Genomic DNA, 14157 nt, shown 5'->3' with positions numbered 1-14157 from the left:
ATTTATGAAGCAGTTTTTTCAGAACAGTATTTTCAAGTGCTGCGTATTGTTAATGTGTAGCTTGATGCTTACGACCGTTGTCTTTGGACAAGAGTCTAAGGTGACTATCCAGCGAAAGAATATATCTTTGGATGAGCTCCTTACAGAACTTCGTAAGCAGACGGGATTCGATTTCGTATCCCTGACCTCTAAATTTGATTTTTCACGAAAAATCGATGCAAATTTCAAAAATGACGACCTTGATCAGGTATTGAACAAATACTTTAATCTCCAGACAGGAGTCGTCTATGTCTATAAAAATAATAGCATCATCCTTATGGATGAGCAAAAAGCCCAGCTAAGGAAAATTACAGGAGTAGTTTTGCATGGAGAGACCGGAAAGCCAATGCCTGGAGTGACTGTTTCTTTTCCGGTAAAGGGTATTCGTGTACGTACCGATGAAGAAGGTAAGTTTGCTATACAAGTCCCCGAATATGCCCGGCAGCTTGAACTGATTTCCCTTGGCTTTCAAAAGAGAATACTTCCGATATCTTCGGCCGTGAACTACATTATTCATCTGACTGGAAAATCTGAAGATATCGATGAGGTTGTGGTGACAGGGATCTTTGAACGGAAAGCTGAGAATTTTACTGGTGCAGCAAGAACTATATCTGGAGAGGAGCTCAAGAAAATATCGACTAATAATATTTTTGCAGGAATCTCGGCGATAGAACCGTCTTTCCGTATTATGCCAAATAATGTTATGGGAGGGAATATAAACCAACTTCCTGATATACAGTTAAGAGGGCAGAATTCACTGCCCAACCTCGCCGGAGAATTGTCCTCCAATCCAAATCAACCACTTTTTATACTGGATGGCTTCGAGGTTAATCTACAAAGGATCGTAGATCTGGATATGAATATGATTGCGAGCATTACGATATTGAAAGATGCTTCTGCGACAGCCATCTATGGTTCGCGTGGTGCCAATGGGGTAATGGTGGTCAATACGATTGCGCCAAAGCCAGGGAAAATCCAGGTGACATTGAACAATGATTTTCGAATATCCGCTCCAGATTTGTCAGTATACAATTATTTAAATGCAGTAGAAAAGCTAGACTTTGAGCAACGTGTTGGTGTATATTCATCTGACTTTGATCAAAATAAATATAGATTAGATAATTTGTACAATGAACGCTGGAAGAATGTTCAGCGCGGCATTGATACTGATTGGAAAAAAATCCCTACCCAAGTTGGCTATAACAACCGAACTTCTGTAAATCTGCAGGGGGGCGATCAGCATATCCGATACGGGATGTTGGCCTCAGCCGATTTACAGCAAGGTGTGATGAAAGGCCAGGATCGTAAAAACTATTCAGGTCAGTTTGATTTAACCTACTTGGTGAGTAAGCTGCAATTCAAAAACTCTATACGAGTTTACCAGAACTTAGCAAATGAGTCTCCTTACGGTAATTTTAGCGCTTATTTAAAGATGAATCCCTACTGGGCACCGTATGGAGCAGATGGTAATGTACAACGTTATTTAGAAAACTATTCAATAGTGGGGGTGCCTTATAAGACGACCAATCCAATGTATAATGCGATTTTGAATTCTGTAAATCAAACGAAATATATTGGGTTTACCAATAATTTTCAAATCCGTTATAATATTACTCCTTCATTATATATAGAATCGAATCTGGGCTTATCGAGGCAGCGTGGAGGTACAGACCAGTTTTACTCAGCGGATGATAGCCGGTTTGAAGAAACTACAGATATTAATAGAAAAGGTTCCTACACAGACAGAAATGATGAATCATCATCATATGAGAGTGTAACTAACTTAAATTATAATTTTAAGCGTGGAAAGCATCAATGGTTTTCTACGGGGTCACTCAATCTATCTAGCAGTACCAATAGCTATACGCAGATTTTGGCCGAGGGATTCCCTTACGATAGGCTGGATAATCTTCTGTTTGCAAATCAATACCAGGAAAATGGAAGACCTACAGGGGATGAAAGTACCGTGAGACGTATAGGCTTGTTATACAGTGGTAATTACAGTTACGATAGTCGATTTTTAGTCGATCTTTCTATTAAGCGTGATGGATCATCTCAATATGGAACAGACAAGCGTTTCGGTACATTTTGGTCTACGGGTTTGGGATGGAATATTCATAACGAGCGTTTTTTCAAACAAAATGGTCTTGTGAACCGGCTAAAGCTACGTGGGAGCTATGGAACTACAGGATCCTTAAACATACCGGCCTATTCGGCTCAAACGAGATATAATTTTGGCGTAAGCAGTGGCTACTACAATGAATTGGGAGCGAATATAGGGAACCTAGGAAATCCATTGCTTAGTTGGCAAAATGTCTATAAGCTGAATTTTGGGATAGATGCGATCCTATTCAATGAAAGATTAGATATACGTTTGGATGCATATAGAGATATCACGGACGATGCAATCACTCAGATCACATTGGCCCCGTCCACAGGTTTTACGGGATATTCAGAAAATTTAGGAAAGGTAGAAAATAAGGGATTTGAATACTCTGTACGCTACAAAGCATTAGAAAATAAAGGGACAGGTACTATATGGACGCTATATGTTAATGGATTTACGAATAAGAATGTACTCAAAGAATTGTCTAATGCCCTCAAAGCTTCCAATGATCGTCTGAATGAAAACAACCAGGCACAGACTGTCCCTAATATCCTTTTGCAAGAAGGAAATTCGATGGATGCCATATATGTAGTACGTTCGCTTGGAGTGGATCCTGCGACTGGATCCGAGATATTCCTTACAAAAGATGGTCAGAAAACTTATGAATGGAATGCGGCAGACAAAGTTGCCTACGGAGTGAGCATCCCAAAATGGAACGGCAACTTCGGAACAAATCTTAATCACAAAGGATTTGAACTAGGAATTTTGTTCAACTATCAATTTGGCGGACAGTTATACAATCAGACACTCATAGATAATGTTGAATCTGTAAAACCTAATGTCAACGTGGATAGAAGGGCATACGACTTAGGATGGACTGGCCCGGGAAATATCAGTCAATTCACAAGGATAGGACTTGATACTGAACCTACTCGGCTTACTTCACGGTTTGTCCAAAATAATAACACTTTGACATTAAGCACACTCTCATTGGGATATAATTTTTACCGACAGGATTGGGTAAAGCGAATTGGTCTTCGGAGTTTCCAGCTTACGGCATTGACCAATGACCTGATAAGATTTAGTTCTATTGAGATCGAAAGAGGAACAAGTAATCCATTTGCACGGACTTTCGCGCTGTCGGTCCGAGTGGGTATTTAACAAAAGGAGGAAGAGTAATGAAATATAAATTTACATCAATAGTATACGTTGCCATTTCGGTATTGGCATTGTCAGGTTGTAATAAGTACTTGGACGTAGCTCCAAAGTCCAGTATCCCTGAAGAAGAAATGTTTTCTTCTGAGACCGGATTTAGGCAGGCATTGACCGGAGTATATTCCACAATTGCTAGCAGAGCACTTTATGGAGATAATCTTTCCATGGGGTTTGTTTCAGCATTAGCACAGAATTACAATACATCGGGGACGGGTACGACACCTCTTTTTGTCCCTACACGCAATTATGATTATAGCTCAGAACAGGTTTTGGCTTATACCAAGCAGATCTGGAGTGCAGGATATAATGGTATTGCGGCTGCAAATAACATCATCAAGTTTGCAGACTTAAATAAAAGGATACTGACAGAAGAGGTTTATCAGCAGGTTTTAGGTGAGGCTTTTGCGCTTAGGGCATTTTTACACTTTGAATTATTGCGTATGTTTGCACCTTCTTATTCTCAGGGAGCAAATACAACTGCTATTCCCTATAAAACTGCCGTTGATCATTATTCTGTCAAGCCCTCGACAGTAGAACAGGTATTGACCTTTGCCTTAGAAGATCTTAATAAGGCCGAAAGTTTATTGATCAAATCAGACCCTATAATAAACAATACATTGGATCGAAGGTATAAGATGAATTATTACGCTGTAAAAGGTATACAGGCAAGAATTTATCTTTATGCAGGGAATACATCCGATGCCTACAAAGCTGCTAAGGAAGTCGTAGACTCCGGAAAGTTTCCTTTTGTAAGCAAGAGCAGCGTAGCTGCTGCTGCAGGTACCAAAGACCGATTGTTTAGACAGGAGCTGATATTTGCTATACGGAATCGAGAGTTAAAAACCTGGGCCGAAGATCAGTATTTTACTTTCCGGGCAAGTATCGATTATCGGTTGACAAGGCCAGATGCCGATTTACGTAATATATATGAATATAATACTGTAGGACAAGATGATATTCGTTATCGAAATCTGTTTGAAGATAATCAAGGGTTTAAATTTCCGTCCAAATTCTGGCAAACATCCACAACAACTATAGACAGTCTGCGTCTAGATCAAACCGTGCCTGTGGTACGCATGAGTGAGATGAGGTATATTATTGCAGAAACTGCTCCTACAGCACAGGAGGCTCTGGATGTATTGAATACAGTGAGGTTGGCAAGGACAGTATTAGCATTACCTTCGAATGCTAATAATTTAGACCGGAATTTTATTCAGAATGAGATAACAAAGGAATATCAAAAAGAGATGTATGCTGAAGGACAACTGTTCTTTTACTATAAGCGTTTAAACCGGAACACGGTTCCTTTTACTCCTGCCAACCTCGTGTTTGACCCCAAATTTTATGTGCTACCGGTGCCACAGGATGAATTAGAATTTAACCCTAATTATTAAGAAAATGAGAAGATATTGTATACTATTTGTCTGTCTGATCTCACTGTTGGGATGCAAGCAAGATGAGATCATGTTTTTCCAGAGCAATGATGCAATGAGTATTTATAAAGGCCAATATGAAGCCGATAGTACGAGTTTTTCATTTGCTTATTATTTGCCTGCGGTCACTAAAGATACGATTTGGGTGACAATCAGGGTTCAAGGAAAACGGAGTGCAGAAGATAGAATCGTTGAGATGAAGGCAGTAGAGGGGACGACTGCTCTTCTCGGAAAAGATTTTGTCTTGCCTGAGTTTGTTTTCAAAGCAGGGAGCGACACCGCACGCTACCCGGTAGTGCTATTGAGAAATGAAAGCCTGAAATCGACTACCAAAACTATTAAATTATCGGTTAAGCCAAACTCTTATTTTGAGAGAGGAGCATTGGGGCAGGAAATAGGAAAAACGTATAGCATAGAGACCTATACTATACATTTCAATGATTATCTGTCTAAACCAGGATATTGGTCGGCATTGGAAAACTATGTAGGAGCTTTTTCTGTAGCGAAATTTCAATTTATGCTTTCTGTTTATGGAGCAGAGTTTGATTTTGCCGCTCTGTCAACAGCAGAACGCCTCAATCTAAGATTGCGACTCCGAACGGCGCTGGTCGACTATGAAGCTAAAAATGGCCCCCTATATGACGAAAATAATCAAAGAGTGACTTTTTAATCGAAAATTATGAAACGGAATTTAAATATATTGTTTTTCTTATGGGTGATGGTCATTACAGGGTGTAAAGAGGATGAGAAGATTTCCTATAAACCTATACCCGAAATAGGAATCGGTGCATTACCTAATAATTCATTCACCATTGCACAAAAAGATACCCTAACAATCTCACCTGATGTAAACGGTTTAGAAGTGGATAAGCAGTATGAATACGAATGGAAACTATTCGACAACGGAAAGGAAACCATATTATCCACAGCAAAGGATCTGCATGTCAGTATAGATTTTCCATCTGGAAGCAACTATGGTTTTGTTTTTTCGGTAAAAGATGTTGCTACAGGCGTGAAGTCAATCAGTCCTTTATATAGTTTACGGGTTACCGGGGCATTTCCTGAAGGCTGGCTCGTGGGAAATAACATAGGGAGTAAAGGGCAGCTATCGTTTATACGGACTATGGATGATAGGGTATTCTTACAGCCTCTGGATGAAATTAATCAAACATCCTATAACAGTAAGTTAACCTATGTGAAGTCGGGAGTGATATTGGATATATTTGGATCCGGTTTTAAACAACTACTCTATTTTACGGTAGATGGACTCCGTGTTTTTGATCCTGAGACAATGTTGCAGATCTCAGAAAACAATGAATACTTTTACGATCAGAAACAATTTCTATCCAAACCTGGTTATGGAACCAATTATTATAACATGGATCAATATCTTGTACATAATGGTAATTTATATGCAGCAAATGGTCCTGGTTTTGCCGGTAATACCAATTTTGGGAAATTTTCAGATCGTTTCGAAGGAGATTACGAATTATTCCCTTATGTATTTAGGGATAATTTTTCCTTTGCTTATTTCTACGATAATAAGCATAAGCGATTTGTATCTGCATCCTATAATACACGTGAATTGACGTACCCCACTTCTCAGGCAGGTATGTACAAACTTGATGCCGTTGGAAAGACTATGGTCGCTGCGGATTATACTATTGGAGGTCCATGGGGAGCTCATGATTTTATAGGATTGATGAGAGATGAAGGCAATGCCTACTATGTATATCTCTACAAGTTTTATACAAATATTGGACAGGGAGAATTTTATAGTTTGAAGAATGCTGAGGAGATTGAGCAAATGACGGCATTCGCCGGTGCAACCAATTCAGCTCGGGCATATTACAGTTCGAAAAATAAAATTTATAAAATTTCGGGTGCAAATGGCGCAGTGGAACATATTTACACGCTCAAAGATGCCGGAGATATTGTAGATGTGCAGATGCTCCGGGATGGAGATGACGCCGATTATATGCTCGCGGTTGCCGTAAATAATGGGACTCAAGGAAGGGTCGTATATCTGTATCTCGATGATTTTGGAAATACAGACAATACACGGAAGGAAAAAATATTTAATGGTTTTGGTCAGATAACGAATATCAGTTATAGAAATCCTTCCTAATAAAAAGAAGATAGTAATTCATCAGATATACATCAATGAAAAGAATAACACTTACAATTGGCTTATTAGTCCTACTGTTAATAGCGGAAGCACAAGAAAGAAATGAGACTGATAGACGTTCGCGCCTCACTGTACTCTTGGAAACGAAAGATGAAAAGGCAGTTTTATCCTCATTGAAAAAATTGGAGAAAAGTAAGACTGAAGAGGATAAAATGCTAGCCTATGCTTACTACAGCAAAATAGGGAATGAAGAGAAAGTCAACCTACTCAATGAACAGATCGTTAAAGTATTTCCCAATGGTCAACTGGCTCTACAGTCGAAGATAGAGATGATTCGACAGATAACGGATCTTGCGGACAAGGACGCGAAATTTCAATCTTTGCTGAGAGATAATCCAGATGCACCGGTCGGTTTTGATGCTTACAGCATGGCTATGGCTTATGCCGCAGAGGGAAATCTCCCAAAAATGAATGCATATGCAGATTTTTACGGCAGTAAGGTTACAGATCAGTATGGGAATAAAATTGATAAAAGAAGTATAATGGCGGGGTTAGCGCCCTCATTAATGCATTCCAAACCCGAAGCAGCAGTTCCTCTGTTTGCTGATGGATTGGACTATTATCGTATTTCGCTTTCTAAGCCTGAAGAAGGTGCTACTGAAGATATCCGCCAGCAACGCCGGGCTAGAGGCGAGCAGACTTATTATGTAATGCTTGCCAATTATGTGGAAGCATTACTGTCTACAGGAAGAAAAGAAGAGGCTCTACAGATTGTGGCAGCTGTGAGGCATGAGATGTTAACACAGGAGAATAAAGAGAATAGTATCTTTCTAAGTCTTGAGAGTGCTTATCTGAATGCACTATTAGCCAATGAAAGGTACGGGGATGCATTACCTTTGCTTGAAGAGGCATACATTAAAGCAACATCAGGAAGGGGAATAGAAGAGCATTTGAGAAAAGGGTACATAGCTAAGAACGGATCTACAGAAGGGATTGATACTTATCTCGGTTCATTGACTGATGCGAAGCAGACTTATGAGAGTAAAGAACTTATGAAAAGAGCTATTTCTCAAAAAGCTCCTGATTTCCAACTTAGGGATGTTGACGGTAATATCGTAAAGTTGGCAGATTTAAAAGGTAAAGTCGTTGTATTGGACTTCTGGGCTACATGGTGCGGTCCTTGCAAGGCTTCTTTTCCTGCCATGCAAAAGGCAGTAAACAAATACAAAGATGATGTAGATGTTCGTTTCTTGTTTTTGCATACCTGGGAAAAAGGTTCAGGTGACCCTACCGTGGGGGCAAAAAAATATGTGATCGACAATAACTACAGCTTTGAAGTATTGATGGATCTTCGTGATCCAGCTACGACAGAATCTGCTGTAGCAAAAGCCTATGGTGTAAAAGGTATTCCAACCAAGATAATTATTGATCCCCATGGACAGATAAGGTTCAATACATCGGGGTTTTCGGCCGATGAAGAAAAGGCCGTCAGCGAGTTGGCTGCAATGATTGAATATGCTAAGAAAAGTTAATTAGCAATAAAGAGGTAGCTATGATAAAGGAGGCGCAGTTGATTTAATTGCGCCTCCTTTGTTTTGGCGGAGAGGTATAGTTACAATGAAAACATAATACCTCAGAATTTAGAATGAGTTATGTTACCCACAATATTGTTGGATATTAATTGTACTCTATTAAAAAATCTTCCTTAGGCCTTCTAACCTTTTTCATGTTACGAATCCAATCCCTGTTTTCATCCGCATAACCTAGATAAATCAAAGAAACGCTCTTTAGGCCTTTTTCTGATAAACCTAATACCTCATCAACCACTTTATTGTCAAATCCTTCAGCAGGCGTACTGTCTATTTTCAATTCAGCTGCCTGTGCTAAAGCTAATCCGAGTGCGATATATGTCTGACGAGCGGTATGCGCAAAGTTATCTGTGGGAGATTGATCCAGATATATTGATTTCAATTTATCTGTATACGATGCAAACCGGCCACGAGGCAGTTCGCGCTCGTCAGTAGTATAGTCATATACTTCGTCGATACGTTCAGCGGTATATTTATCCCACGCCGCTAGTATCAAAATGTGCGAGGCATCGCGCATACAATCCGGATTTAAAGCTCCAGAAGCCATTTTATCTTTAAGGTCTTGATTTTCCACCAAGATTAAACTAAAGGGTTGTAATCCGGATGACGTTGGTGCAAGCCGGGCCGCCTCTACAATCTTCTCTATATCTTCCCTACTTACTTTTTTTGAGCGATCGTACGCTTTTACAGCATGCCTCCATCTCAAATCATCTAATAATGCCATTATATTATATTTTAAAATTATTTTTAATCGTAATTGATACCCTAATACCAGCCCCTGGGATGTTACATATATCTAGATAACAGGACAAAAATCAGAGCCAATATTGCTGGGCTACCTTGTTTTAACAAGATACTTCTAGAAGAGGTCAGCGTGCCGTAGAGTGCAGCTATAATGACGCAACTTAGAAAAAACACCCCAATGTTGAAAGACCAGATTGGATCTTGGATGAGCAGAGACCAAATTAATCCTGCTGCCAAAAAGCCATTATATAACCCTTGGTTCGCAGCAAGCTTTTTTGTTGGGATAAAAAGATCATCAGCGAGAGAACCTCCGAAAATCTTTTTACCTGTAGTCTCCCAGACAAACATCTCTATCCACATGATGTAGATATGCTCCAGCGCGACAATCCCGGTCAATATCAAAACTATTGTTTCCATTATAGGTTCTCGTTTAGTTATTGTTCGATACGGTTAGTACGACTGCTATATTACCCCGGGTAGCATTTGAGTAAGGGCATACCTGATGGGCTTTATCAACCAATGATTTTGCAACCTCTAAAGATACATTAGGTATATTAGCATGAAGCTGTACAGCAAGAGCAAAACCTCCATTTTCTATCTGTCCAATGCTTACGGAGGCCGTTACAGTCGTTTCCCCGGTCTGTACATTAGCAAGTTTTATAACGCGGCTCAGTGCGCTATCAAAGCATGCCGAATAGCCAGCTGCAAATAACATTTCAGGATTACTGTAATTATCGTTAGCTCCACCTAACGACTTAGGCATACGTACTTCAAGGTCTAGTATACCATTTTCGCTTCTTACATGCCCGTTTCTTCCTCCTGTGGCAGTCACAGTTGTTGTGTATAATGTTCTCATGATTTTTTATTTAATATTCTGTTTACAATTTCTTTTAATGCAAGTATATCTGCCGTTGCAATTTCCATAGAAGAAAGCAACTGTTCACGTATACCACAAGCCTTCTCCTGTATAGATATTCCCAAATCCGTACATGTGATGTTTACGATTCTTTCATCTTTATCACTTCTTATTCGAGATACATAGCCCTTTTGTTCTAGTCTTTTGAGTAGGGGAGTAAGCGTTCCATTATCTAATTGTAATTTTTCTCCGAGTTCTCCTACCGTCTGTTTTCGTTCTTCCCACAGCACCAGCATTACAAGGTATTGCGGATAGGTAAGGTCAAGTTTTTCCAATAATGGACGGTAGTGGTTTACCATTTCCTTTGCAAGTACATATATTGGAAAGCAAACTTGATTTGCCAGTTTCAACTCATCTTTCATGATTATATCTTTATCTAATACAAAGGTATCGTGAAATTATATTTTACACAATATAGTTTTGTCATTCAAATATTGTTTTTAGAAAGCTCTTCCAAACTCTTAGCGGAAATCCCTCTTTATAACTGGTTTCTATTTTATGATGTGGACAATTAGGGAGTTCTTGATCATATAATACAATGAACAAAGAAGGTAATGTATGCGGACAATATTTTTCAAGCAAGGAGTTCCTGTAGTCTTGGGATTTATACTTGTCATGTTAAGCAAGCGCATTAGTGTAAAAACTTTCCGTATTTGCTTTTTTATATTTATTGCAGTTCTAGGTCTAGAACTAGCTCTTCATCCTATTCTGACGTCTTAATAATGTTATATAATGTCCTTTAAAATATGTATGCTCTTAGTCAAATCTTCAATGCTGGACGAAGCAAACCCCAACCTAATGGCATTCTTGTTGAAGGATGGGTATTGGTGTATTTTACCATTGGATATATAGAGTCCTTTATCATACGCTAGCCTTGCTAATTCTTCGAGATTGATAGATTTATCGAATTCAGTCCATACCGTCATACCTCCATCTGGTACAGTGAAGTCTACGGCACCATTCAATTCATTAGCTAACAAATCACAAAAGAAATCACGTCTTTGTCCATATATAGCCAATGTTTTTCTAATATAGCGTTGTATCGTGCCATCATTTATAATATCTGCCATTGCATTATCCAAAATGTGATCGCCCTGTCTGTCAAGTAGTACACGTACATTAGTCAGGTGTTCAATGACATTTTCTGATGCTACTAAATATCCCATACGTACCGCAGGTGAAAAACTTTTGCTGAAAGAGCCACAATAAATGACCATTCCATTTTCATCTGCACTGGCAAGAGGCTGTAGAGGGCGGTGGTTATAATGGAAATCAAAATCGTAGTCATCTTCAAAAATGATAAATCCATATTCATTAGCCAATCTTAATAATTCCAATCTTCTATCGATACGGAGCGAAACCGTTGTAGGGTAGTGATGATGAGGTGTGACATATACCATTCGCACTTTTGTCCGTTTGCATATCTTCTTTAATTCATCGACTACCAAACCATGCTCATCTACAGGAATACCGATATGCTTTGCTTTAGCATGTAAAAAGTTATGTTCAGCACGCTGCCAGCCCGGAATACCTGACACGACTATGTCCCCCGGTTTTAGGAGCGCAGTGCAGACAAGATTAATCCCCATCAATGTTCCCCGGACAGATAATATATTCTTTTGCGTAGTTCTTAAGCCTCTTGTTTCATTCAGATAACGGGAAATTGTTTCTTTGTAAATTTCGGGCCCATCAGGAAAGCCGTAGCTCCCGAATTTCCGGTATAGTCCACTTCTGGTAAGCTGGTTACGATATGCTCTGTATAACTCTTTTAGTGGGGCTAATTTGGGATCGGGATAACCGTCATCCAGGTGAAGCGCCGCAGTAGATATAAAATAGGGGTTATGTCGATACTGATTTTCATGGACGGCAAATCCCGCAACTTTTTGTGCTTTATCAACAACTTGATTTTGAAGCTTTTTTGGTTCAAGGTCAGGAATATGTAATGTGACAAAAGTGCCACGGCCTACATAGCTTTCCAACCATCCCTGCATTTGCAGATCTTCAAATGCCTTACCCACAGTAATTCTATTAATTTCCATAAGTTTAGCAATATCCCTTGTTGATGGTAATTTCTGACCCGCCGAGAGTTGTCCGTTTTTAATCAAAGTCCGAACCCCATCAGACAGCTGAAGGTAGATTGCTCTTCCATCTCGCGGATTGAGTTGGATACGGCTAAATAAATTATTTAATATTGGACTATTCATTTTGTTTGAATTGGACTATAAGTATACGCCAATTTGAGGATAAATTTGTAATGAATATATAAATAATTGTTATGTATATACCCAGTCATTTTAGATTCGAGAATGAAATAGATAAAGTTGCCTTTATGAAGCGTTATAGCTTTGGCACCATTATCACAGTGAAAGAAGGCGTTCCCATTGCAACCCAACTGCCATTTTTTATAGATGACAGTTCGGATAAACTAAAGTTAGTTTCTCATTTTGCTGTTGCCAATGAGCAGACCAGATATATAGAAAATAGACTTTCTTTAATCATATTCAGTGAGCCTCATGCCTATATTTCGCCTACCCATTATGATAAAAAGGAAAGCGTACCTACCTGGGATTACATTTCGGTACATGCCTATGGAACAGCAAAGATTATTACGGATGAAACTGCAAAGCTGATCGCATTGGAGCAGATGATACAGTTTTATGAAAAAAGTTATATGCAACAATGGCGGGACATTTCCGATAAGTTTAAGGAAGGGATGATGCGAGGTATTGTAGCGTTTGAGCTGGATGTCACCGACCTACAGGGACAAAAAAAATTGAGCCAGAATAAAACCGAAATTGAAAAACAGCGCATAGTAGATCATCTTGAAAATAGTGATGATACAGTTGAGAATGAACTAGCAGGTTTTATAAAAAATATAGAGAAATAATGAAAAGTATAAAAATTGAAAAAGTAGGGATAAGCGATATAGAACTGCTCCAAAAAATTGGACGACAGACTTTTTATGAAACATTTTCATCAGGTAATACAGAAGAAAATATGATCAAATATCTTGATGAAGGTTTTGCTAAAGAAAAATTGATTAAAGAACTTAGCGATGCAAATTCCGAATTTTATTTTGCTTTACTCGATGATGAAGTTATCGGCTACCTGAAGCTGAACTTTGGACAATCCCAGACAGAATTGAAGGACAATAAAGCACTTGAAATCGAAAGGATTTATGTGTTGCAAGCATATCACGGCAAGAAAGTGGGGCAGGTACTTTATGATATGGTGATGCAGGTTGCACAACGGGAAAATGTACACTATGTTTGGCTAGGGGTTTGGGAAGAAAATCCTAGAGCGATACGATTTTATCAAAAAAATGGCTTTGTAGCATTTGATAGGCATATTTTCAGACTAGGGGATGATGAACAGATAGATATAATGATGAAAAAAAGTTTAAAATCAGATATAACAATATAAGGATCTATCGTGAAAATATTCTTTTTGTTGGTGTTTGGTAAAGCTGTTGTGAATTCATCAGTTGACGATTGGTGAGTTGTATTTTGTAGATTATCAGCGTTTTGTAATTGGTCAGTCAGCGACTGACCAATTCGGATTCCTTTTGCCCCCACTGTTTGCCAGCATTTTTTTAACAGTAGATAATAGGTGTGGGTATGTCACATAAAACTGTCTGCAGAGCTTTAGATTTGTTATGGAAAGGCCTTTTATTTTAATTGATGCGGAGAGTTCAGCCAATAGACTTTCACCATACTTAGCCCGGTCTTCCCCATTCTGCTCGAATTCGACAATGTATAGCCCGATCAACCAGTTATGCAGAGTGAGCGATTGGTTTACTGCTTTTACAGTGGAAAGCTGTAGTTCCTGGTGTGTAGCTTGTATGCTATTAACTAGTTTGTCGAATTCCATAGTTTCTATTACCCCTTCTTTCTTTTATTACTGGCTGCCTTGGTCTCTTCTTCGGCTAGGATGATGTCTACGACTACGGTTTCGAAAAGCGCTAATGTTAAAAATTAGGTTGTCCT

13 protein-coding genes are annotated in these 14157 nt (G+C 39.0%); 7 read left to right on the top strand and 6 right to left on the bottom strand.

Annotation, left to right across the window (positions count from 1 at the left end; all coding sequences use genetic code 11):
- The first annotated feature begins 4 nt into the window (after nucleotides 1-4).
- Genes M472_RS34555 through M472_RS44545 form a run of 5 tightly spaced genes read left to right on the top strand, consistent with a single transcriptional unit; the run spans nucleotide 5 to nucleotide 8454 of the window.
- The gene (locus tag M472_RS34555; protein WP_081643172.1) at nucleotides 5-3307 is read left to right on the top strand and encodes a SusC/RagA family TonB-linked outer membrane protein; all 3303 of its coding nucleotides are present in this window, start codon (nucleotides 5-7) and stop codon (nucleotides 3305-3307) included.
- Between the two features lie 17 nt (nucleotides 3308-3324).
- On the top strand, nucleotides 3325-4755 hold the full coding sequence (locus tag M472_RS34550) for a RagB/SusD family nutrient uptake outer membrane protein (RefSeq protein ID WP_021070507.1): 1431 nt from the start codon (nucleotides 3325-3327) through the stop codon (nucleotides 4753-4755).
- A 4-nt stretch (nucleotides 4756-4759) separates the two neighbouring features.
- Nucleotides 4760-5464 carry a DUF4843 domain-containing protein gene (locus M472_RS34545; RefSeq protein ID WP_081643171.1) on the top strand — a complete coding sequence of 235 codons (705 nt, stop codon included), beginning with the start codon at nucleotides 4760-4762 and terminating at the stop codon, nucleotides 5462-5464.
- 9 nt (nucleotides 5465-5473) lie between these two features.
- Nucleotides 5474-6922, top strand: coding sequence for a PKD-like family lipoprotein (locus M472_RS34540; protein WP_021070505.1), 1449 nt, complete (start codon nucleotides 5474-5476; stop codon nucleotides 6920-6922).
- A 35-nt stretch (nucleotides 6923-6957) separates the two neighbouring features.
- Nucleotides 6958-8454: a TlpA family protein disulfide reductase gene (locus M472_RS44545; protein WP_021070504.1), complete on the top strand. Its 1497-nt coding sequence runs from the start codon at nucleotides 6958-6960 to the stop codon at nucleotides 8452-8454.
- 145 nt (nucleotides 8455-8599) lie between these two features.
- On the opposite strand, the gene M472_RS34530 is transcribed toward M472_RS44545, so the two are convergent.
- From M472_RS34530 to M472_RS34510, 5 genes are all read right to left on the bottom strand, one after another.
- A complete protein-coding gene (locus M472_RS34530) occupies nucleotides 8600-9235 on the bottom strand; it encodes a nitroreductase family protein (RefSeq protein ID WP_021070503.1) in 636 nt (211 codons plus the stop codon).
- A gap of 62 nt (nucleotides 9236-9297) precedes the next feature.
- Nucleotides 9298-9672: a DUF1304 domain-containing protein gene (locus M472_RS34525; RefSeq protein WP_021070502.1), complete on the bottom strand. Its 375-nt coding sequence runs from the start codon at nucleotides 9670-9672 to the stop codon at nucleotides 9298-9300.
- Nucleotides 9673-9685: 13 nt separating this feature from the next.
- Nucleotides 9686-10111: an organic hydroperoxide resistance protein gene (locus M472_RS34520; RefSeq protein ID WP_021070501.1), complete on the bottom strand. Its 426-nt coding sequence runs from the start codon at nucleotides 10109-10111 to the stop codon at nucleotides 9686-9688.
- Nucleotides 10108-10533, bottom strand: coding sequence for a MarR family winged helix-turn-helix transcriptional regulator (locus M472_RS34515; RefSeq protein WP_021070500.1), 426 nt, complete (start codon nucleotides 10531-10533; stop codon nucleotides 10108-10110). Before M472_RS34515 ends, M472_RS34520 begins: the two co-directional genes overlap by 4 nt.
- A 363-nt stretch (nucleotides 10534-10896) precedes the next feature.
- Nucleotides 10897-12375 carry an aminotransferase-like domain-containing protein gene (locus M472_RS34510; RefSeq protein WP_021070499.1) on the bottom strand — a complete coding sequence of 493 codons (1479 nt, stop codon included), beginning with the start codon at nucleotides 12373-12375 and terminating at the stop codon, nucleotides 10897-10899.
- Between the two features lie 71 nt (nucleotides 12376-12446).
- Between M472_RS34510 and M472_RS34505 the strand changes: the two genes are divergently transcribed.
- Complete coding sequence (locus tag M472_RS34505) at nucleotides 12447-13058, top strand: FMN-binding negative transcriptional regulator (RefSeq protein WP_021070498.1); 612 nt, start codon at nucleotides 12447-12449, stop codon at nucleotides 13056-13058.
- Nucleotides 13058-13594, top strand: a complete 537-nt coding sequence (locus M472_RS34500; RefSeq protein WP_021070497.1) for a GNAT family N-acetyltransferase — start codon at nucleotides 13058-13060, stop codon at nucleotides 13592-13594. The genes M472_RS34505 and M472_RS34500 overlap by 1 nt, the downstream gene beginning before the upstream one ends.
- A gap of 111 nt (nucleotides 13595-13705) precedes the next feature.
- On the opposite strand, the gene M472_RS34495 is transcribed toward M472_RS34500, so the two are convergent.
- Nucleotides 13706-14041 carry a DUF1016 N-terminal domain-containing protein gene (locus tag M472_RS34495; RefSeq protein WP_021070496.1) on the bottom strand — a complete coding sequence of 112 codons (336 nt, stop codon included), beginning with the start codon at nucleotides 14039-14041 and terminating at the stop codon, nucleotides 13706-13708.
- Nucleotides 14042-14157 lie beyond the last annotated feature (116 nt).

The organism is Sphingobacterium paucimobilis HER1398, from assembly GCF_000416985.1.
Lineage (GTDB): Bacteria > Bacteroidota > Bacteroidia > Sphingobacteriales > Sphingobacteriaceae > Sphingobacterium > Sphingobacterium paucimobilis.
The sequence above is the reverse complement of the archived record's forward strand: the minus strand, read 5'-3'. Positions and strand labels throughout refer to the sequence as shown.